This is a genomic window from Pseudomonas sp. RIT-PI-r, assembly GCF_001297015.1.
In the GTDB taxonomy this organism is placed as follows: domain Bacteria; phylum Pseudomonadota; class Gammaproteobacteria; order Pseudomonadales; family Pseudomonadaceae; genus Aquipseudomonas.
The window spans coordinates 42,698-62,811 of record NZ_LIGE01000017.1; the positions used below are offsets into that span (position 1 = coordinate 42,698).

Sequence of the window (20,114 nt, forward strand, 5' to 3'; positions counted from 1 at the left end):
CGGCAACGCTGTGCGTCGTCGATGGCGCGCACTATACGGAGCGTCTTTTTAACTGTAAACCCCTCTCAGCAAAAAACATGATTTTTTTTACCGGCGGTGTGCAAAACGGCTTCCAAGTGACGCTGCAGGCCCTGATATGGGCCTTATAGAGTCGGAAATTTCCCGTTTCATGGCGCCTATGCCAAACTAACCCGCATATAGACAAGGTGAAAACTCTCTAATGGCCGATTGGCAGTCCCTCGATCCCGAGGCCGCTCGTGAAGCGGAAAAATATGAAAACCCTATTCCTAGCCGCGAACTGATCCTGGCGCACCTCGCCGATCGGGGTTCGCCTGCTGCCCGCGAGCAACTGGTCGAAGAGTTCGGTCTGACCACCGAAGACCAGATCGAAGCCCTGCGCCGCCGTCTGCGCGCCATGGAGCGCGACGCACAACTGATCTACACCCGTCGTGGCACCTACGCGCCGGTCGACAAGCTTGACCTGATCCTCGGTCGCATCAGCGGTCACCGTGACGGTTTCGGCTTCCTGGTGCCGGACGACGGCAGCGATGACCTGTTCATGAGCCCGGCGCAAATGCGTCTGGTGTTTGACGGTGACCGTGCGCTGGCCCGCGTTTCGGGCCTCGACCGTCGCGGTCGCCGCGAAGGCGTGATCGTCGAAGTGGTCTCGCGTGCTCACGAAACCATCGTCGGTCGCTACTTTGAAGAAGGCGGCATCGGTTTTGTCGTTGCCGACAACCCGAAGATCCAGCAGGAAGTGCTGGTGACGCCGGGCCGCAACGCCAACGCGCAGATCGGTCAGTTCGTCGAGGTGAAAATCACCCACTGGCCGACGCCGCGTTTCCAGCCGCAAGGCGATGTGGTCGAAGTGGTCGGCAACTACATGGCGCCGGGCATGGAAATCGACGTTGCGTTGCGCACCTACGATATCCCGCACGTCTGGCCTGAAGCGGTTCTGAAAGAAGCCGCCAAGCTCAAGCCGGAAGTCGAAGAGAAAGACAAAGAGAAGCGCGTCGACCTGCGCCATCTGCCGTTCGTCACCATCGACGGCGAAGATGCCCGCGACTTCGACGACGCTGTTTATTGCGAAGCCAAGCCGGGCAAGCTGCGCCTGTTCTCCGGCGGCTGGAAGTTGTACGTGGCGATTGCCGACGTTTCCAGCTACGTGAAAATCGGTTCGGCGCTGGACAATGAAGCGCAAGTGCGCGGCAACTCGGTGTACTTCCCCGAGCGCGTCGTGCCGATGCTGCCTGAGCAGCTGTCCAACGGCCTGTGCTCGCTGAACCCGCACGTCGATCGTCTGGCCATGGTTTGCGAGATGACCATCTCCAAGTCCGGCGAAATGACCGACTACTGCTTCTATGAAGCGGTGATCCACTCCCACGCTCGTCTGACCTACAACAAAGTCAGCGCGATGCTGGAAACGCCGAAAATCACCGAAGCGCGTCAGCTTCGCGGTGAGTACAACGACGTTCTGCCGCACCTCAAGCAGCTTTATGCGCTGTACAAGGTGCTGCTGGCTGCCCGTCACGTCCGTGGCGCGATCGATTTCGAAACGCAGGAAACCCGAATCATCTTCGGTACCGAGCGCAAGATTGCCGAAATCCGTCCGACCACCCGTAACGATGCGCACAAGCTGATCGAAGAATGCATGCTGGCGGCCAACGTGGCCACCGCCGAATTCCTCAAGAAGCATGAAATTCCTGCGTTGTATCGCGTCCACGATGGTCCGCCGCCGGAGCGTCTGGAAAAACTTCGTGCGTTCCTCGGCGAGCTCGGCCTGTCCCTGCACAAAGGCAAGGACGGTCCATCGCCGAAGGACTACCAGGCACTGCTGGCGAGCATCAAGGATCGTCCGGATTTCCACCTGATCCAGACCGTAATGCTGCGTTCGCTGAGCCAGGCGGTGTACAGCGCTGACAATCAGGGCCACTTCGGCCTGAATTACGAAGCCTATACCCACTTCACTTCGCCGATCCGTCGTTACCCGGACCTGCTGACGCACCGCGCAATCCGCAGCGTGATCCATTCGAAGCAGGACACCCCGCACGTTCGTCGTGCCGGTGCGATGACCATTCCGAAGGCGCGCATCTATCCGTACGACGAAGCGGCACTGGAGCAACTCGGCGAGCAATGCTCGATGAGCGAACGCCGTGCCGATGAAGCGACCCGCGACGTCGTGAACTGGCTCAAGTGCGAGTTCATGAAAGATCGTGTGGGCGAGTCTTTCCCGGGCGTGATCACTGCGGTGACCGGTTTTGGTCTGTTCGTCGAGCTGACCGATATTTACGTCGAAGGCCTGGTGCACGTCACCGCGCTGCCGGGCGATTACTACCACTTCGATCCTGTGCATCACCGCTTGGCGGGCGAGCGCACCGGTCGTAGCTTCCGTCTCGGCGATACCGTTGAAGTGCGCGTCATGCGCGTTGACCTCGACGAGCGCAAGATCGACTTCGAGATGGCCGAAAAAACCATCAGTGCGCCGATCGGCCGCAAGAAGCGTGGTGCTGAAACTGCCGCACCAGCCGCGAAGGAAAAAGCCGAAGCTGCGCCAGCGAAAACCGCTGGTCGCCGTCCGGCCAAAGAGAAAGCTGCCGAAGCCTATCGCCCAAGCGACGCCGTGGCGAAAAACGCCGAGCTGCGCAAAAGCCGTGAAATGAAGAAGGCTCTGCTTTCCGACGCCAAAAACGGTGGTAAAGCGGCGCCTGGGGGAAAGACCGGGCGGTCGGCGCCTGAAAAGGCCTCCGGCAGCAAGCCAGCAAAACCGAGCAAACACCGTAAAGGCCCGCCAAAAGCGGGTTCTGCTCCAGCCAAAAGTGGCGGGGCGCGTAAACCGAAGGCGAAGTCATGAGTCAGTTGGAAAAAATCTACGGTGTTCACGCGGTAGAAGCGTTGCTGCGTCACCACCCGAAGCGCGTCAAGCAGATCTGGCTGGCGGAAAGCCGCAACGATCCGCGCGTGCAGACGCTGGTTGAACTGGCCAACGAAAATCGTGTGCAGGTCGGTCAGGCCGAGCGCCGCGAAATGGATGCCTGGGTTGAAGGCGTTCACCAAGGCGTAGTCGCGGAAGTGAGTCCAAGCCAGGTCTGGGGCGAGGCGATGCTCGACGAGTTGCTCGACCGCACCGAAGGCGCGCCACTGTTGCTGGTGCTCGACGGCGTGACCGATCCGCATAACCTCGGTGCCTGCCTGCGCTCAGCCGATGCGGCCGGTGCGCTGGCGGTGATCGTGCCGAAAGACAAATCGGCAACCTTGACGCCGGTCGTGCGTAAAGTCGCTTGCGGTGCGGCAGAAGTGATTCCGTTGGTTGCGGTGACTAACCTTGCGCGTACGCTGGAAAAACTTCAGCAGCGCGGTCTGTGGATTGTCGGCACAGCAGGCGAAGCCGAGGTCAGCATTTATGACCAGGACCTGACCGGCCCGACCATCCTGATCATGGGCGCCGAAGGCAAAGGCATGCGTCGCCTGACCCGCGAACACTGCGACTATCTGGTGAAATTGCCGATGGCCGGCAGCGTCAGCAGTCTCAACGTCTCGGTCGCCACCGGCGTTTGCCTGTTTGAAGCGCAGCGTCAGCGCGGTGCAAAAGCCAAGGCTGCTACCAAGAAGTCTTGATCTGCTGCAAATCCCCTGTAGGAGTGAGCCTGCTCGCGATAGCGGTGCAACATTCGGCATCAAAGTTGAATGTTACCCCCTCATCGCGAGCAGGCTCACTCCTACATTGTTTTGTGGGAAGGCGAAGATCGGTAGTTGTTCAAATAATCACCAATTGCCTTGCACCTCTTCTGTCCCTTCTCTACAATTGCGCCCCTTGCTGTGACGGCAGGCACGCATGTGCCCCGCGCCGGCAAGTCCATAAGTGTCATTCACTCCTTGTCTGACCGTTTTTGAGCGGCAGGCTACAACCCGTAAGGAGCATTCATGCGTCATTACGAAATCATCTTTTTGGTCCACCCGGATCAAAGCGAGCAAGTCGGCGGCATGGTTGAGCGTTACACCAAGCTGATCGAAGAAGACGGCGGCAAAATCCACCGTCTGGAAGATTGGGGCCGTCGTCAACTGGCCTACGCAATCAACAATGTTCACAAGGCTCACTACGTGATGCTGAACGTTGAGTGCACTGGCAAGGCCCTGGCCGAGCTGGAAGACAACTTCCGCTACAACGATGCAGTGATCCGTAACCTGGTCATCCGTCGCGAAGAAGCCGTTACCGGCCAATCCGAGATGCTCAAGGCTGAAGAAAACCGCAGTGAGCGCCGTGAGCGTCGCGACCGTCCTGAGCACGAAGGCGCTGATAGCGCTGATAGTGATGACAGCGACAACAGCGATAACGCTGACGAGTAATCCACGGACCTTTTAAGGAGCCTATCAAATGGCACGTTTCTTCCGTCGTCGTAAATTCTGCCGCTTCACCGCTGAAGACGTGAAGGAGATCGACTACAAAGATCTCAACACTCTGAAAGCCTACGTATCCGAGACCGGCAAAATCGTTCCAAGCCGCATCACCGGTACCAAAGCTCGTTATCAGCGTCAGCTGGCCACCGCTATCAAGCGCGCCCGCTTCCTGGCCCTGCTGGCCTACACCGACAGCCACGGCCGCTGAGACCGGGCAGTCGACAAGTAGCAAAGGATTGAATGCATGCGTGCCTTAGCTGAGTTCATCATGCGAGGCCGTATGCAGGCCACTCTCGTGGTGGCCGGATGTGCAACATTGCCGTTGTTGTATTGGTTGGGCGCTGCCGCCGGGAGCCTTGTGCTGCTGCGGCGCGGACTGACGGACGCCTTGGGTGTTCTGTCTCTGGGGCTGCTGCCGGCGTTGATCTGGTGGCTGTATGCCGATGACCCACGCGCACTTCTGGTGCTGCTGGGGTCTTCGGGACTTGCGTTGGTTTTGCGCGCAAGTGAATCCTGGGTTCGCACGCTGCTGGTCAGCGTGGCGGTAGGGGTGGTGTTTTCGGTGGTGCTCGGGGCTGCGTTTGCGGCCCAGATCGAGATGCTCGCGCAGGCCTTGATAAAGGTCATGCCGGCGCTACTCGGTGAGACTTACAAGCAATTGTCGGTCGATGAGCAAGCGCGTTTCGCGTCCCTGATCGCACCAGTCCTGACCGGACTGATTGCGGCTTTGTTGCAAATCGTCAGCGTGCTGAGCCTGATTGTCGGGCGGCATTGGCAGGCGTTGTTGTACAACCCGGGTGGTTTTGGTCGCGAGTTTCGCGCCATCCGGATCCCGCTGGGGCCGGCGATGTTACTGCTGGCGTTGATGCTTCTGGGCCCGAATCTCGGTGCACAGATGGCCATGTTGACGCCGTTGTGCAGTGTACCGCTGGTGTTCGCCGGACTTGCCCTGATTCACGGGCTGGTCGGGCAGAAGCGACTGGCCGGTTTCTGGCTGGTGGGGTTGTACGTCACGCTGCTGTTGTTCATGCAGCTGATCTATCCGTTGCTCGTGGTCCTGGCCATTGTCGACAGCCTGATTGATTTTCGCGGTCGTCACGTGTCGAAAGACACCGACAGCGCGAACGGTGAAGGTTAAAAGTTAGAGGATTTTCACATGCAACTGATCCTTCTGGAAAAAATCGCCAACCTGGGCAACCTGGGCGACAAAGTAAACGTTAAGGCTGGTTACGGCCGTAACTACCTGCTGCCTTTCGGCAAAGCGACCGCTGCGACCGCTGCCAACCTGGCTGCGTTCGAAGAGCGTCGTGCTGAGCTGGAAAAAGCTGCCGCAGACCGTAAAGCATCGGCTGAAAGCCGTGCTGCCCAACTGGCCGAGCTGGAAGTGACCATCACTGCCACCGCTGGCGACGAAGGCAAGCTGTTCGGTTCGATCGGTACTCACGACATCGCTGACGCACTGACCGCCTCCGGCGTTGAAGTTGCGAAAAGCGAAGTTCGTCTGCCGAACGGCACCATCCGCAACGTGGGTGAATTCGACGTGGCTGTGCACCTGCACGCCGAAGTTGAAGCCACCGTACGCGTTGTCGTGGTAGCAGCTTAAGCAACACCTGATCGGCTGGCGGCTTGTCCGTCAGACGGTTAACATCGGGCACGATCCTGTTTACAGGTCGTGCCCTTTGTCTTTCTGAATTCCCCGTTTTTCCAAACAACACAAGTGGCCATGAACGATATCTCCGCTCCCGAGCAATACGATCTGCAAACCGCTGCCCTGAAGGTGCCGCCGCATTCCATCGAGGCCGAACAGGCCGTACTCGGTGGTCTGATGCTGGACAACAACGCCTGGGAACGCGTGCTCGATCAAGTCTCCGACGGCGATTTCTATCGACATGACCACCGCCTGATCTTCCGTGCGATCGCCAAGCTGGCCGATCAGAACTCGCCGATCGACGTCGTGACCCTTGCCGAACAATTGGACAAGGAAGGTCAGACCTCGCAAGTCGGCGGTCTCGGTTACCTCGGCGAGCTGGCGAAAAACACGCCGTCCGTCGCCAACATCAAGGCCTATGCGCAGATCGTCCGCCAGCGTGCGACGTTGCGCCAACTGATCGGTATCAGCACCGAGATTGCCGACAGCGCTTTCAACCCGGAAGGCCGCACTGCCGAGGAAATCCTCGACGAAGCCGAGCGTCAGATCTTCGCGATTGCCGAGGCCCGGCCGAAAACCGGTGGCCCGGTAGGTGTGAACGATTTGCTGACCAAGGCCATCGATCGCATCGACACGCTGTTCAACACTGACAACGCGATTACCGGCCTGTCCACGGGCTACACCGACCTCGACGAGAAAACCAGCGGCCTGCAGCCGGCTGACTTGATCATTGTCGCCGGTCGTCCGTCGATGGGTAAAACCACCTTTGCGATGAACCTGGTGGAAAACGCCGTGCTGCGCAGCGACAAGGCCGTGCTGGTGTATTCCCTCGAGATGCCAGGCGAATCGCTGGTCATGCGTATGCTTTCTTCGCTGGGCCGCATCGACCAGACCAAGGTGCGTTCCGGCCAACTGGAAGACGATGACTGGCCGCGCCTGACCTCAGCGGTCAACCTGCTCAATGATCGCAAGCTGTTCATCGACGATACCGCCGGCATCAGCCCGTCGGAAATGCGTGCGCGTACCCGACGCCTGGCGCGTGAGCACGGTGAGATCGGTCTGATCATGATCGACTACCTGCAGTTGATGCAGATTCCAGGTTCCGGCGGCGACAACCGAACCAACGAGATTTCGGAAATCTCGCGATCCTTGAAGGCCCTGGCCAAGGAATTCAACTGCCCGGTGGTGGCGCTGTCGCAGCTCAACCGTTCCCTGGAGCAGCGGCCGAACAAGCGCCCGATCAACTCCGACCTCCGGGAATCCGGAGCGATCGAGCAGGACGCCGACGTCATCATGTTCGTGTACCGGGACGAGGTGTATCACCCGGAAACCGAGCACAAGGGCATTGCCGAGATCATCATCGGCAAGCAGCGGAACGGGCCAATCGGCTTTATCCGCCTGGCGTTTATCGGTAAGTACACCCGCTTCGAAAACCTGGCGCCGGGCAGCTATAACTTCGACGATGACGAGTAATTTAACGTCCTGAAGTGCCCCATCGCTGGCAAGCCAGCTCCCACAGGGATCGCATCGGTCCTGTGGGACCTGGCTTGCCAGCGATAGGGTCGCCACCAATTTCCGACCACAGCCGTCGGAATTGGTCAAAATTTGTGCTATATTCCGCGCCCGCGAAATTCAATGAAAGCCAACACCGGTTATCGACATGCAAGCAGCCAAGCCGTTATTTGACTATCCAAAGTACTGGGCCGAATGTTTCGGGCCAGCGCCATTCCTGCCGATGAGCAGGGAGGAGATGGATCAGCTTGGCTGGGATTCCTGCGACATCATCATCGTCACCGGTGATGCCTACGTCGATCACCCGTCGTTCGGCATGGCGATCATCGGCCGGCTGCTGGAGTCGCAAGGCTTCCGCGTCGGGATCATCGCCCAGCCAAACTGGCAGTCCAAAGACGACTTCATGAAGCTCGGCGAGCCGAACCTGTTCTTCGGCGTCGCGGCCGGTAACATGGACTCGATGATCAACCGCTACACCGCCGACAAGAAAATCCGTTCCGACGACGCCTACACGCCGGGCGGCATGGCCGGCAAGCGCCCGGATCGCGCGAGCCTGGTTTACAGCCAGCGCTGCAAGGAAGCTTACAAGCATGTGCCGATCGTCCTCGGTGGCATCGAAGCTTCCCTGCGCCGTATCGCGCACTACGATTACTGGCAGGATCGCGTGCGCAACTCGATCCTGATCGACGCCAGCGCCGACATTCTGCTGTACGGCAATGCCGAACGCGCGATTGTCGAAGTCGCCCAGCGTTTGTCTTACGGCCACAAGATCGAAGACATCACCGACGTGCGCGGCACCGCGTTCATTCGTCGCGATACGCCGAAAGACTGGTACGAAGTCGACTCGACACGTATCGACCGTCCGGGCAAGGTCGACAAGATCATCAACCCGTACGTGAACACCCAGGACACCCAGGCCTGTGCCATCGAGCAGGAAAAAGGTCCGGTTGAAGATCCGCAGGAAGCCAAGGTCGTACAGATTCTGGCCAGCCCGCGCATGACCCGCGACAAGACCGTGATCCGCCTGCCATCGGTTGAAAAGGTGCGTGGCGACGCCGTTCTGTATGCTCACGCCAACCGCGTGCTGCACCTGGAAACCAACCCGGGCAACGCCCGCGCGCTGGTGCAGAAGCACGGCGAAGTCGACGTCTGGTTCAATCCGCCGCCGATTCCGATGACCACTGAAGAAATGGACTACGTGTTCGGCATGCCCTACGCGCGCGTTCCGCACCCGGCGTATGGCAAGGAGAAGATCCCGGCCTACGACATGATCCGTTTCTCGGTGAACATCATGCGTGGCTGCTTCGGCGGCTGCACTTTCTGCTCGATTACCGAGCACGAAGGCCGGATCATCCAGAACCGTTCAGAAGAGTCGATCATTCGCGAAATCGAAGAGATCCGCGACAAGGTGCCAGGTTTCACCGGCGTCATTTCCGACCTCGGCGGCCCGACCGCGAACATGTACCGCATCGCCTGCAAAACGCCGGAAATCGAATCGGCGTGCCGCAAGCCGTCCTGCGTGTTCCCGGGCATCTGCCCGAACCTGAACACCGATCACTCGTCGCTGATTCAGCTGTACCGCAGCGCCCGTGCATTGCCGGGTGTGAAGAAGATTCTGATCGCCTCCGGCCTGCGTTACGACCTCGCGGTCGAATCGCCGGAGTACGTCAAAGAGCTGGTGACCCACCACGTCGGTGGTTACCTGAAGATCGCCCCGGAACACACCGAGGAAGGTCCGCTCAACCAGATGATGAAGCCGGGCATTGGCAGCTATGACAAGTTCAAGCGCATGTTCGAGAAGTACACCAAGGAAGCGGGCAAAGAGCAGTACCTGATTCCGTACTTCATCGCCGCGCACCCGGGCACCACCGACGAAGACATGATGAACCTGGCCTTGTGGCTCAAGGGCAATGGCTTCCGCGCTGACCAGGTGCAGGCGTTCTATCCGTCGCCGATGGCCACCGCCACCGCGATGTACCACTCGGGCAAGAACCCGCTGCGCAAGGTGACGTACAAGAGCGATGGCGTGACTATCGTCAAGAGCGAAGAGCAGCGTCGTCTGCACAAGGCGTTCTTGCGTTATCACGACCCGAAAGGCTGGCCGATGCTGCGCGAAGCGCTGATCCGCATGGGCCGCGGCGACCTGATCGGTCCGGGCAAGGACCAGTTGATCCCGACGCATCAACCGGCCACCGACAGCTACCAGAGCGCTCGTCGCAAGAACTCGACGCCGGCCGGCAGCCATAAAGTGGCGAAGGAAGGCAAAGAGAAGACCACCAAGATCCTCACTCAGCACACCGGTCTGCCGCCGCGTGCCAGTGACGGCGGTAACCCTTGGGACAAGCGTGAACAGGCCAAGGCGGCGGCGTTTGCCCGTAACCAGCAGGCGGCCAAGGAACGCAAGGACGCTGCGAAAGGCAAAGGGCCGAAGCCGACCCGCAAGCCGGTCGTTCCGCGCTAAGTTGCTTTTTAGCTGAACAGAACGCCAACCTTCGGGTTGGCGTTTTGCATTTCTGCCGTTGGATATATGTAGGCCGCAAGATCCATCCCCCTCACCCCAGCCCTCTCCCCCAAGGGGGGCGAGGGGGAAAGGGAGCAGATCTTCATGCCTTTCAAAACCTGAGTTCGACTCAGGACTTTCAAGTCGGCGTATCTCTTAAATCCACCTCGGACAATCCCCCCTCCCTCCGGGAGAGGGCTAGGGTGAGGGGGCTCTTCGCAACAGATCTCCATGCTTTTCAAACCTGAGTTCGACTCAGAACTTTCAAGTCGGCGTATCTCTAACATTCACCTCGGTCAGTCCCCTCTCCCTCGGGGAGAGGGTTAGGGTGAGGGGCTCTTCGCAACATTTACGTGCAATCAGCCCAAACCATTTCCCCGCATCGCCCGATTTTGGTGCTGTACTGCCCTGAGCATTCCGGGAAAGCGCCCAAGCCTGTGCATGGCATAAGTCTTGCGCGCTTTCGAATACGCTTAGGCTCGCAGGAGGCACGCCGTGTCGATTCATGTCGCATTGCATCACGTCACGCATTACCGCTATGACCGCGCTGTCGAACTCGGCCCGCAGATCGTACGCCTGCGCCCGGCTGCCCACAGCCGCACGCGGATTCTGTCGTATGCGCTGAAAGTCTCGCCCGAGCAGCATTTCATCAATTGGCAGCAAGACCCGCAGGGTAACTATCTTGCGCGACTGGTGTTCCCCGAGAAGACCAGTGAGCTACGCATCGAAGTCGATCTGCTTGCCGAGATGGCGGTGTTCAATCCATTCGACTTCTTCCTTGAACCTTATGCCGAAAAAATCCCCTTCACCTATGCCGCCGATGAGCGCAAGGAGCTGGCGCCGTACCTCGAAACCCTGCCGCTGACGCCGAAATTCAAAGCCTATCTGGACGCCATCGACCGCACGCCGCTGCCTGCTGTGGATTTCCTCGTGGCGCTCAATCAACGCCTGAGCGAAGACATCGGTTACCTGATCCGCATGGAACCGGGCGTGCAAACCCCGGAGCACACCCTCGAACACGCCTCCGGTTCCTGCCGCGACTCGGCGTGGCTGCTGGTGCAACTGCTGCGTAACCTCGGCCTGGCTGCACGATTCGTCTCCGGCTACCTGATTCAACTGACCGCCGATGTGAAGAGCCTCGATGGTCCGTCCGGCACCGAAGTGGATTTCACCGACCTGCACGCCTGGTGCGAGGTGTATCTGCCGGGCGCTGGCTGGATTGGTCTGGATGCCACGTCCGGGCTGTTTGCTGGTGAAGGGCATATCCCGTTGGCCTGTAGTCCCGATCCGTCCTCGGCGGCACCGATCAGCGGCTTGGTCGAGCCATGCGAATGTGTGTTCAGTCATGAAATGTCAGTGGAACGGATTTGGGAGGCGCCGCGCGTCACCAAGCCTTACACCGATGAGCAGTGGCTGGCGATCCAGGCGCTCGGTCGCCAGATAGACGCCGATCTGCTGGCGGATGACGTGCGCCTGACCATGGGCGGCGAACCGACCTTTGTTTCCATCGATGATCCTGACGGCGCCGAGTGGAACACCGCCGCATTGGGTGATGATAAGCGTCGACTGTCCGCCGAACTGTTCCAGCGCATGCGCAAGCATTACGCGCCGAAAGGCCTGGTGCATTTTGGCCAGGGCAAGTGGTATCCCGGCGAGCAACTGCCGCGCTGGTCGCTCAATTGCTACTGGCGCCGTGACGGCGTGCCGATCTGGCACAACGATGCTTTGATCGCCGACGAGCAACAGGATTACGGCGCCAATGGCGAATTGGCCGGACGCTTCCTCGCCAGTGTCGCCGAGCGACTGAAGTTGCCTACGCGTTTTGTGTTCCCGGCCTACGAGGACAATTTCTATTACCTCTGGCGCGAGGGCACGTTGCCGAGCAATGTCAGCGCCGAAGATTCGCGTCTGCAGGAGCCGCTGGAGCGTGCGCGACTGCGCAAGGTCTTCAGTCAGGGGTTGAACAAGGTGATCGGCCAAGTGCTGCCGCTGGCACGTACGGCCAAGGGCGATCAATGGCAGAGCGGGCGCTGGTACCTGCGAGACGAGCATTGCCGACTCGTCCCGGGGGATTCGCCGCTGGGCTATCGCCTGCCGTTGGGGTCGCAGCCGTGGGTGAAGGCCGCCGAATACCCGTTTGTTCATCCGCAGGATCAAAATCAGGACTTCCCTGAGCTGCCGGAAATGGCACAGCTCAATAGCCCGGGTGAAGCGGCGACGGCTGACGAACGCGTGCCGAAAATCGACGAATCCGCCGACTGGCTGACCCGCACCGCATTCTGCGCTGAGGCCCGCGAAGGGCGTTTGTACTTGTTCATGCCGCCGCTGGAGCGGGTCGAAGACTATCTGGAACTGGTGGCCGCCATCGAAGCCACCGCCGAAGAACTGCATTGCCCGGTATTGCTGGAAGGCTACGAGCCGCCGAGCGATCAACGCCTGAATAATTTCCGAATTACCCCCGACCCTGGCGTGATCGAGGTCAATGTGCAGCCCTCGGCGACTTGGGACGAATTGGTCGAGCGCACTGAGTTTCTTTATGAAGAGGCGCGCCAGACCCGTCTGACCACCGAGAAATTCATGATCGACGGCCGCCACACCGGCACCGGCGGCGGCAATCATTTCGTGCTCGGCGGAGCGACACCGGCGGACTCGCCGTTTCTGCGTCGCCCGGACCTGCTGCGCAGCCTGATCAGTTACTGGCACAACCATCCGTCGTTGTCGTATCTGTTTTCCGGATTGTTCATCGGCCCGACGTCACAGGCGCCGCGTGTCGACGAGGCGCGCAATGATTCGCTGTACGAGCTGGAAATCGCCTTTGCGCAGATGCCCGATCCCGGCGAGGAATGCGCGCCATGGCTGGTCGATCGACTGCTGCGCAACTTGCTGATCGACGTCACCGGCAACACTCACCGTGCCGAATTCTGTATCGACAAACTGTACTCCCCGGACGGCGCCACTGGCCGTCTCGGTCTGCTGGAGCTGCGTGCTTTTGAAATGCCGCCGCATGCGCGTATGAGCCTCGCTCAACAGTTGTTGTTACGGGCGCTGGTCGCACGATTCTGGCGTGAACCTTATGCGCCGCCGAAACTGGCGCGCTGGGGCACTGAGTTGCACGATCGCTTTTTGCTGCCGCACTTTATCGAGCAGGACTTCGCTGACGTCATCGTCGAACTGAACAACGCCGGTTATCCGCTGCGGGCCGAATGGTTTGCCGCGCACCTGGAGTTTCGTTTCCCCAAGGTTGGCGATTACGCCGTCAATGGCATCGAACTGGAACTGCGTCAGGCGCTGGAGCCTTGGCATGTGCTGGGTGAGGAGGGCGCGGCAGGCGGCACGGTGCGTTACGTCGACTCATCTCTGGAGCGTCTGCAGGTCAAGCTCAAAGGGCTGCCGCCGCAGCGTTATTTGCTGACCTGTAATGGCATCGCGGTGCCGTTGCACCCGACCGGGCGCGTGGGCGAGTTCGTCGCGGGTGTGCGTTACCGTGCGTGGCAACCGGCCAACTGCCTGCAGCCGACGATTCCGGTGCACGCCCCGTTGGTGTTCGACTTGCTCGACACCTGGATGGGCCGTTCGCTGGGCGGCTGCCAATACCACGTCGCCCATCCCGGCGGGCGCAATTACGAAACACTGCCGGTCAACGCCAATGAGGCCGAGAGCCGGCGGATGGCGCGATTCTTCCGCGTCGGACACACGCCGGGGAAACTTCCTGTACCCAACGTGGAAATCAGTGACGAGCTACCGATGACAATCGATTTGCGACGTTTCTAAGTCCTGCGCGACACGCGGATTTTTCGTATATCCGCGTGTCATGTGCCTGCGTTAGTCTGACCGTTCCCTGCTGTCTGCCGAGCTTTCCATGCCTGACCTGCTAGACCGCTACCCGCTGACGGCGGGCACTTATCATGAACTGCTCGACAGCAGTGGCGCGGTGCGCCCGCATTGGCAGCGACTGTTCGATCAGTTGCAGCGCAGCACTCCGGCGCAACTGGTGCAGCGCCAGGCGTTGCTGGCGCGGCAGATTCAGGAAAACGGTGTCACCTATAACGTTTACGCCGATCCGAAAGGCGCCGATCGGCCGTGGGAACTGGATCTGCTGCCGCATGTGATTGCAGCTGATGAATGGCAACAGCTGTCGGCCGGGATCGCTCAGCGTGCGCGACTGCTCAACGCGGTGTTGGCGGATTTGTACGGCCCGCAGCGCTTGATCAGCGAAGGTCTGCTGCCGGCAGAACTGGTATTCGGCCACAACAATTTTCTCTGGCCATGTCAGGGCATTGCGCCGCCCGAAGGCGCTTTCCTGCACCTTTACGCGGTGGATCTGGCGCGTACGCCGGACGGCCGCTGGTGGGTCACCGCCGACCGAACCCAGGCGCCTTCGGGCGCCGGGTATGCGCTGGAAAACCGCACCATCGTCTCCCGTGCCTTCCCCGAGCTGTACCGCGATCTGAAAGTGCAACATCTGGCCGGCTTCTTCCGCACGTTGCAAGAAACCCTCGCGCGCCAAGCGCCAAGTGACGGCGAAACGCCGCTGGTGGTGTTGCTCACGCCGGGGCGCTTCAACGAAAGCTACTTCGAACATTTGTATCTGGCCCGTCAGCTCGGTTACCCGCTGGTCGAGGGCGGCGACCTGACGGTGCGCGATGCTACGGTGTATCTGAAAACCCTCAGTGGCCTGCGTCGGGTGCACGCGATCATGCGCCGGCTCGACGACGATTTCTGCGATCCGTTGGAGCTGCGCACGGACTCGGCGCTCGGCGTGCCCGGTCTGCTTGAAGCGGTGCGCCAAGGGCGGGTGCTGGTCGCCAATGCACTGGGCAGTGGCGTGCTGGAGTCGCCGGGGCTGCTGGGCTTTTTGCCGAAGATCAATCGATACCTGTTCGGCGAAGACCTGATCCTGCCGTCCATCGCGACATGGTGGTGCGGCGAGGCACCAGTATTGGCGCAGGCGCTGGAAAAACTGCCGGAGCTGTTGATCAAACCGGCCTTTCCCTCGCAAACCTTCGCTCCTGTGTTTGGTCGTAATCTGAGTGAAAAACAGCGTCAGAATCTAGCTGAGCGCATGCAGGCGCGGCCTTATGCCTATGTTGCGCAAGAATTGGCGCAACTCTCTCATGCGCCGATCTGGCAGGCCGAAAACGGCCTGCTTCAACCGCGGGCGATTGGCATGCGCATGTATGCCGTTGCCAGTGCTGAGGGTTATCGAGTATTGCCCGGCGGTCTGACCCGCGTGGCCGCCGATGCCGATGCCGAGGTGGTGTCGATGCAACGCGGCGGCGCGAGCAAGGACACCTGGGTGCTGGGTGATCGTCCGCCAAGCGGCGAACAGTGGAAAACCCAGCGTAATGTCGGCGTGCATGATCTCGTCCGCCGCGATCCTTATCTGCCCTCGCGGGTGGTGGAAAACCTGTTCTGGTTTGGCCGCTACTGCGAACGCTGCGATGACAGTGCACGGCTGCTGCGGATCATGCTCGCGCGCTATGTCGATGGCGATGACCCGCAAGCCTTGCAAGCGGCGGTCGACCTTGGCGAGCGACTGACGCTGTTGCCGGATGAAGGTGAGTTGCCAGAGCGCTTGCTGGCCGCGCTGCTCGGCGATGACTGGTCGTTCAGCCTGCGCTCCAACCTGCAACGTCTGCAGTGGGCGGCCTCGCAGGTGCGCGGCAAGCTTTCACGGGAAAACTGGCAGGCGCTGGTCGAATTGCAGCGTGAAGCAACGGAACTGGACACCGATGAACCGGATTTCGGCGAGTTGCTGGATTTCCTCAATCGCCTGGTGATGTCGCTGGCGGCGCTGTCCGGTTTTGCCCTCGACGACATGACCCGTGATGAGGGCTGGCGTTTTCTGATGATTGGCCGGCGTATCGAGCGTCTGCAGTTTCTCAGCAGCAGTCTGGCGGCGTTTCTGCGCGGTGCCGGGGCGTTTGATCAGGCCGGTCTGGAGTGGCTGCTGGAGCTGGGCAACAGCAGCATCACCTACCGCTCACGTTATCTGGCGGTGGCGCAATTGATTCCGGTCCTCGACCTGTTGTTGCTCGACGAGCAGAACCCCCACGCGGTGTTGTTCCAGTTGAAACTGGTGACTCGTACGTTGAAGCGTTTGAACGATGATTTCGGCGTCCCGCGGGAGGCCGGGTTGCCACGATTGGTCGAACGTCTGGCGCAGTTCGATCTGGGGTGTCTGGAGAATCCGCTGTTCGGCGAATCCAGCGTACGCGCGGCGCTCAATGGTCTGGCGGATTTGCTTCAGGAAATCGCCGAGGCCAGCGGTCAGGTCTCGGATCGTCTGGCCCTGCGCCATTTCGCTCACGTCGATGATGTCAGCCAGCGTACGGTGTCCGTCTGATGAGCGCGCATTACCAGATCCTTCACGACACCTGTTATCACTACGACAGCCCGGTGTCTTTGGCGCAGCAACTGGCGCATCTCTGGCCCCGCGAGTGCACGTGGCAGCGCTGCACCGAGCAGCAATTGCTGATCAGCCCGGAGCCGACCGCGCGCCGCGATGAGCTGGACGTGTTCGGCAATCCGCTGACGCGCTTGGCCTTCGAACGCCCGCATGATGAGTTGCAGGTCAATGCGCGGCTCACTATTGAGGTGCTCGCGCGCCCGACGCTGGATTTCAACCAGTCCCCGGCCTGGGAGCTGACACGGGATGCGCTGACCTACAGCAGTCAGCCGCTGTCCGCCGATCTGCTGGAAGCCTGTCGGTATCGGTTCCAGTCACCCTATGTGCATTTGAAGCGCAGCTTCGTCGAGTTTTCCGATAGCTGTTTTCCAGCGGGCCAGTCGCTACTGCTGTGCGTGCAGGACTTGATGCAGAAGATTTTCAGCGAATTCACTTTCGATGCCGAGGCGACCCAGGTGGCGACGCCATTGGTGGAGGTGCTGGAGCGGCGGCGCGGGGTGTGTCAGGACTTTGCCCATCTGATGCTCGCTTGCGTGCGCTCACGGGGATTGGCTGCGCGTTACATCAGCGGTTATCTGCTGACTCAGCCGCCACCGGGGCAGCCGCGTTTGATCGGCGCCGATGCGTCGCATGCCTGGGTATCGGTGTTTTGCCCGGTGCTGGGTTGGGTGGATTTTGATCCGACCAACAATGTGCAGCCGGCGCTGGAGCACATCACTCTGGCGTGGGGGCGGGATTTTTCCGATGTGTCACCGCTACGCGGGGTAATCCTCGGCGGCGGCAATCACGATCCGGAAGTGCGAGTCACCGTGATGCCATTGGACTGATGCCGATCAAACTGTAGGAGTGAGCCTGCTCGCGATAGCGGTGAGCCAGCAGCAAATATTTCAACTGACACACCGCTATCGCGAGCAGGCTCACTCCTACAAGGGATTTGGGGTGTACTCGAGGGGAAAGGTTGTGAGGGCCGGCAGTGAAACTGCCAGCCCCGTCACAAATCCGCAGGGTCTGATTCGATCATCAAACCCGGTGGGGCTCAGGCGTCGGGCGCCTGATCTTTCGGTGCTTCAGTTGCATCGATTGCATCAACATCATCTTCCGTTGCCACTTCACCCTCAGGGTTCAGTGCTGCTTCTTCAGCGGTTTGTTTCTTGCGCTGAAGCTTTTCCTCTTTCTTCTGTTCCTTTGCCAGGTCTCGTTGACGTTTGGCGAAGGAGTAATTGGGTTTGGCCATGGGCGTTCCTCTTGGTCGAAGGTGAGGTTGAGCGGCGCGTATTCTGCCCTGTATCGGTGCCCGGTGGTTAGCCGGGTTTTTGATCGACCCACTTTGGCGTAACGGTCGGCTTCCAGTTATCCAGGGCATCGAGCAGCGTTTGCGGTGATTCGCTCACTTGCAGCATGTCACGGTGTGGCGCGCGAACGAAGCCTTCGCCGACGATGTGGTCAAGAAAAGCAGTGAGTTTGCTGTAAAAACCGTTCACTTCCAGCAATCCCAAGGGTTTGCCGTGGTAACCGAGCTGACCCCAGGTCCAGACTTCGAACAGCTCTTCCAGCGTGCCGAGGCCGCCGGGCAGGGCGATGAATGCGTCGCTGAGTTCAGCCATCCGCGCCTTGCGTGCGTGCATGCCATCGACCACTTCCAGTCGCGTCAGGCTCTTGTGGCCGATTTCCTTGTCCATCAGGCTTTGCGGGATGATGCCGATGACTTCACCGCCAGCGGCCAGCGCAGCATCAGCGACAATCCCCATCAAACCTACGGCGCCGCCGCCGTAGACCAGGGTCAGTTTGCGCTCGGCCAAAGCACGGCCAAGGGCAATGGCGGCTTCGGTGTAAGCCGGATCAGTGCCAGCATTGGCGCCACAAAATACACACACGGATTTCAGAGACATGCCTTCCTCCTGGGTCAATCCGTCACAGGGTAATGGCTGGCACGCCTCGATCCAAGGCCTAAACTTCGCGTTCAGGCGATTCAAAGGTACCGCTGGCGCCACAGGCGTAGGCGGCGAGCAAACTGCACAACAGACCGTTAAAGAACATGACAGGCACTCCGTCTCAGTAGATGCGCCGATCATAGGGCGGGCCGGGGAATCTGGCCGTTAGATTGTCTCGATGAGTGTCATAGCCTGAAAGTTGTATACAATTTTTGACTCAAGTCATAGGAACTTGCGAAGATTTCAGGCAGTCTTTCCACCATTAGTGTTTTTGTTAACCCTGCCTTGGAGATTCACCATGTTTTCCAAAGTTGTTGCGGTATCCCTGCTGGCGCTGGCCAGCAGCCAATTGATGGCTGCCGAGTGCAAAACCACCGTTGACTCCACCGATCAGATGTCCTTCAACACCAAGGAAATCGTGATCGACAAGAGCTGCAAGACCTTCACCGTTGAGCTGACCCACTCCGGCAACCTGCCGAAGAACGTCATGGGCCATAACCTGGTGATCAGTAAAGAAGCTGACATGCAGTCGATCGCTACCGCTGGCCTGGCTGCTGGTATCGACAAGAACTACCTGCCGGAAGGTGACGCACGCATCATCGCTCACACCAAGATCATTGGCGCGAAGGAAACTGATTCGCTGACCTTTGACGTGGCGAAGATTGCAGACGGCGGCTACGGCTTCTTCTGCTCGTTCCCTGGCCACATCTCGATGATGAAAGGCACGATTACCGTCAAGTAATTGAGTCAGGCATAAAAAAAGCGTCCCTCGGGACGCTTTTTTGTTTTCTGTAGGAGCTGCCGAAGGCTGCGATCTTTTGATTTTGTTTTTGAAGATCAAAAGATCGCAGCCTCGTTTCACTCGACAGCTCCTACTGGGGCTTGCAACTTACGGCGCAAACGGCATCACGCGTTTGTGATGGGTCTTGTTGTAAGTCGCGACGATGATGTCGAACGCTTCCTGACGCACCGGTTCGCCATGCAGGAACGCATCGATCTCGGCATACGTCACGCCATGGGACGCTTCGTCCGGTTTACCCGGCGACAGATCCTCAAGGTCCGCCGTTGGCACTTTCTCGACCAGCGACTCCGGCGCACCAAAGCTGCGGGCAATCGCCCGAACCTGGTTTTTCACCAGACCGCTGAGCGGTGCCAGATCGCAGGCGCCGTCGCCAAACTTGGTGAAGAAGCCCATCACCGCTTCCGCCGCGTGATCGGTGCCGATCACCAGACCGTGCGCCGCGCCGGCGATAGTGTATTGGGCGACCATGCGCATGCGTGCCTTGGTATTGCCGAGCACAAAGTCCACCGACACCGCGTGCTTGCCTTCAAACGCCGCCACTTCACTGGCCAGTGATTTCACCGCCGGGCCGATGTTGACCGTGTGGCGCTCGTCCGGAGCAATGAAGTCCACCGAAGCCTGGGCGTCGTGTTCGTCGAACTGGGTTTCGTATGGCAGGCGCACGGCGATGAATTTGTAGCTGTTGTCGCCGGTTTGATCGCGCAGCTCACGCATTGCGCGCTGGGCCAGAAGACCTGCGGTCAGCGAATCGACGCCACCGCTGATACCCAGCACCAGCGTCTTGAGCCCGGAATTGACCAGGCAATCCTGAATGAAGGTAATGCGCCGGGCGACTTCGGCCTGCAGGGCCTGGTAGTCGACGAACGGCGGTTGCACCTTGAGCTGCTGCGCAATCTCACGCTGTACGGCTTGCATGA

Annotated in this window: 15 protein-coding genes; 12 read left to right on the forward strand and 3 right to left on the reverse strand. The window is 59.8% G+C overall.

From position 1 onward, the window contains the following. The first annotated feature begins 220 nt into the window (after positions 1 to 220). The 11 genes from rnr to AK821_RS05245 all read left to right on the forward strand — a co-directional run bounded on the left by rnr (position 221) and on the right by AK821_RS05245 (position 17,291). Positions 221 to 2,851 carry a ribonuclease R gene (gene rnr / locus AK821_RS05190; RefSeq protein ID WP_064388637.1) on the forward strand — a complete coding sequence of 877 codons (2,631 nt, stop codon included), beginning with the start codon at positions 221 to 223 and terminating at the stop codon, positions 2,849 to 2,851. Beyond that, entirely contained in the window at positions 2,848 to 3,615 is a 768-nt protein-coding gene (gene rlmB, locus AK821_RS05195) for a 23S rRNA (guanosine(2251)-2'-O)-methyltransferase RlmB (RefSeq protein ID WP_007915843.1), read from the forward strand. Before rnr ends, rlmB begins: the two co-directional genes overlap by 4 nt. Positions 3,616 to 3,921: 306 nt before the next feature. Continuing rightward, the gene (gene rpsF / locus AK821_RS05200) at positions 3,922 to 4,344 is read left to right on the forward strand and encodes a 30S ribosomal protein S6 (RefSeq protein WP_003236224.1); all 423 of its coding nucleotides are present in this window, start codon (positions 3,922 to 3,924) and stop codon (positions 4,342 to 4,344) included. Between the two features lie 28 nt (positions 4,345 to 4,372). Beyond that, a complete protein-coding gene (gene rpsR, locus AK821_RS05205) occupies positions 4,373 to 4,603 on the forward strand; it encodes a 30S ribosomal protein S18 (RefSeq protein WP_002551829.1) in 231 nt (76 codons plus the stop codon). Positions 4,604 to 4,639: 36 nt separating this feature from the next. After that, complete coding sequence (locus AK821_RS05210) at positions 4,640 to 5,533, forward strand: hypothetical protein (RefSeq protein ID WP_064388639.1); 894 nt, start codon at positions 4,640 to 4,642, stop codon at positions 5,531 to 5,533. An 18-nt stretch (positions 5,534 to 5,551) separates the two neighbouring features. Beyond that, complete coding sequence (gene rplI / locus AK821_RS05215) at positions 5,552 to 5,998, forward strand: 50S ribosomal protein L9 (protein WP_003186385.1); 447 nt, start codon at positions 5,552 to 5,554, stop codon at positions 5,996 to 5,998. Between the two features lie 120 nt (positions 5,999 to 6,118). Further along, a complete protein-coding gene (gene dnaB / locus AK821_RS05220; protein WP_008078305.1) occupies positions 6,119 to 7,516 on the forward strand; it encodes a replicative DNA helicase in 1,398 nt (465 codons plus the stop codon). A gap of 187 nt (positions 7,517 to 7,703) precedes the next feature. After that, entirely contained in the window at positions 7,704 to 10,016 is a 2,313-nt protein-coding gene (locus tag AK821_RS05225) for a YgiQ family radical SAM protein (RefSeq protein ID WP_064388640.1), read from the forward strand. Positions 10,017 to 10,550: 534 nt separating this feature from the next. Beyond that, entirely contained in the window at positions 10,551 to 13,826 is a 3,276-nt protein-coding gene (locus tag AK821_RS05235; RefSeq protein WP_064388643.1) for a transglutaminase family protein, read from the forward strand. Positions 13,827 to 13,914: 88 nt separating this feature from the next. Continuing rightward, complete coding sequence (locus AK821_RS05240) at positions 13,915 to 16,401, forward strand: circularly permuted type 2 ATP-grasp protein (protein ID WP_064388645.1); 2,487 nt, start codon at positions 13,915 to 13,917, stop codon at positions 16,399 to 16,401. Beyond that, the gene (locus tag AK821_RS05245; protein WP_064388647.1) at positions 16,401 to 17,291 is read left to right on the forward strand and encodes a transglutaminase family protein; all 891 of its coding nucleotides are present in this window, start codon (positions 16,401 to 16,403) and stop codon (positions 17,289 to 17,291) included. Before AK821_RS05240 ends, AK821_RS05245 begins: the two co-directional genes overlap by 1 nt. 209 nt (positions 17,292 to 17,500) lie before the next feature. On the opposite strand, the gene AK821_RS05250 is transcribed toward AK821_RS05245, so the two are convergent. Both AK821_RS05250 and AK821_RS05255 read right to left on the reverse strand, forming a co-directional pair. Further along, complete coding sequence (locus AK821_RS05250) at positions 17,501 to 17,698, reverse strand: hypothetical protein (RefSeq protein ID WP_064388648.1); 198 nt, start codon at positions 17,696 to 17,698, stop codon at positions 17,501 to 17,503. A 67-nt stretch (positions 17,699 to 17,765) separates the two neighbouring features. Further along, entirely contained in the window at positions 17,766 to 18,353 is a 588-nt protein-coding gene (locus tag AK821_RS05255) for a TIGR00730 family Rossman fold protein (protein ID WP_064117208.1), read from the reverse strand. A gap of 340 nt (positions 18,354 to 18,693) precedes the next feature. On the opposite strand from AK821_RS05255, the gene azu reads away from it, so the two are divergent. Further along, positions 18,694 to 19,137: an azurin gene (azu, locus tag AK821_RS05260; protein ID WP_064388650.1), complete on the forward strand. Its 444-nt coding sequence runs from the start codon at positions 18,694 to 18,696 to the stop codon at positions 19,135 to 19,137. A gap of 147 nt (positions 19,138 to 19,284) precedes the next feature. Here azu and nadE read toward each other — a convergent pair whose 3' ends face one another. Continuing rightward, positions 19,285 to 20,112: an ammonia-dependent NAD(+) synthetase gene (gene nadE, locus AK821_RS05265; protein WP_064388653.1), complete on the reverse strand. Its 828-nt coding sequence runs from the start codon at positions 20,110 to 20,112 to the stop codon at positions 19,285 to 19,287. Between the last annotated feature and the right edge of the window lie 2 nt (positions 20,113 to 20,114).

What these genes read in the sequence shown, in the direction of transcription:
- AK821_RS05245 (WP_064388647.1), top strand. Translation starts at nt 16,401, where the DNA reads ATGAGCGCGCATTACCAGATCCTTCACGACACCTGTTATCACTACGAC.
- AK821_RS05210 (WP_064388639.1), top strand. Translation starts at nt 4,640, where the DNA reads ATGCGTGCCTTAGCTGAGTTCATCATGCGAGGCCGTATGCAGGCCACT.
- AK821_RS05240 (WP_064388645.1), top strand. Translation starts at nt 13,915, where the DNA reads ATGCCTGACCTGCTAGACCGCTACCCGCTGACGGCGGGCACTTATCAT.
- dnaB (WP_008078305.1), top strand. Translation starts at nt 6,119, where the DNA reads ATGAACGATATCTCCGCTCCCGAGCAATACGATCTGCAAACCGCTGCC.
- rlmB (WP_007915843.1), top strand. Translation starts at nt 2,848, where the DNA reads ATGAGTCAGTTGGAAAAAATCTACGGTGTTCACGCGGTAGAAGCGTTG.
- AK821_RS05225 (WP_064388640.1), top strand. Translation starts at nt 7,704, where the DNA reads ATGCAAGCAGCCAAGCCGTTATTTGACTATCCAAAGTACTGGGCCGAA.
- rpsF (WP_003236224.1), top strand. Translation starts at nt 3,922, where the DNA reads ATGCGTCATTACGAAATCATCTTTTTGGTCCACCCGGATCAAAGCGAG.
- nadE (WP_064388653.1), bottom strand. Translation starts at nt 20,112, where the DNA reads ATGCAAGCCGTACAGCGTGAGATTGCGCAGCAGCTCAAGGTGCAACCG.
- AK821_RS05250 (WP_064388648.1), bottom strand. Translation starts at nt 17,698, where the DNA reads ATGGCCAAACCCAATTACTCCTTCGCCAAACGTCAACGAGACCTGGCA.
- rpsR (WP_002551829.1), top strand. Translation starts at nt 4,373, where the DNA reads ATGGCACGTTTCTTCCGTCGTCGTAAATTCTGCCGCTTCACCGCTGAA.
- azu (WP_064388650.1), top strand. Translation starts at nt 18,694, where the DNA reads ATGTTTTCCAAAGTTGTTGCGGTATCCCTGCTGGCGCTGGCCAGCAGC.
- rplI (WP_003186385.1), top strand. Translation starts at nt 5,552, where the DNA reads ATGCAACTGATCCTTCTGGAAAAAATCGCCAACCTGGGCAACCTGGGC.
- rnr (WP_064388637.1), top strand. Translation starts at nt 221, where the DNA reads ATGGCCGATTGGCAGTCCCTCGATCCCGAGGCCGCTCGTGAAGCGGAA.
- AK821_RS05255 (WP_064117208.1), bottom strand. Translation starts at nt 18,353, where the DNA reads ATGTCTCTGAAATCCGTGTGTGTATTTTGTGGCGCCAATGCTGGCACT.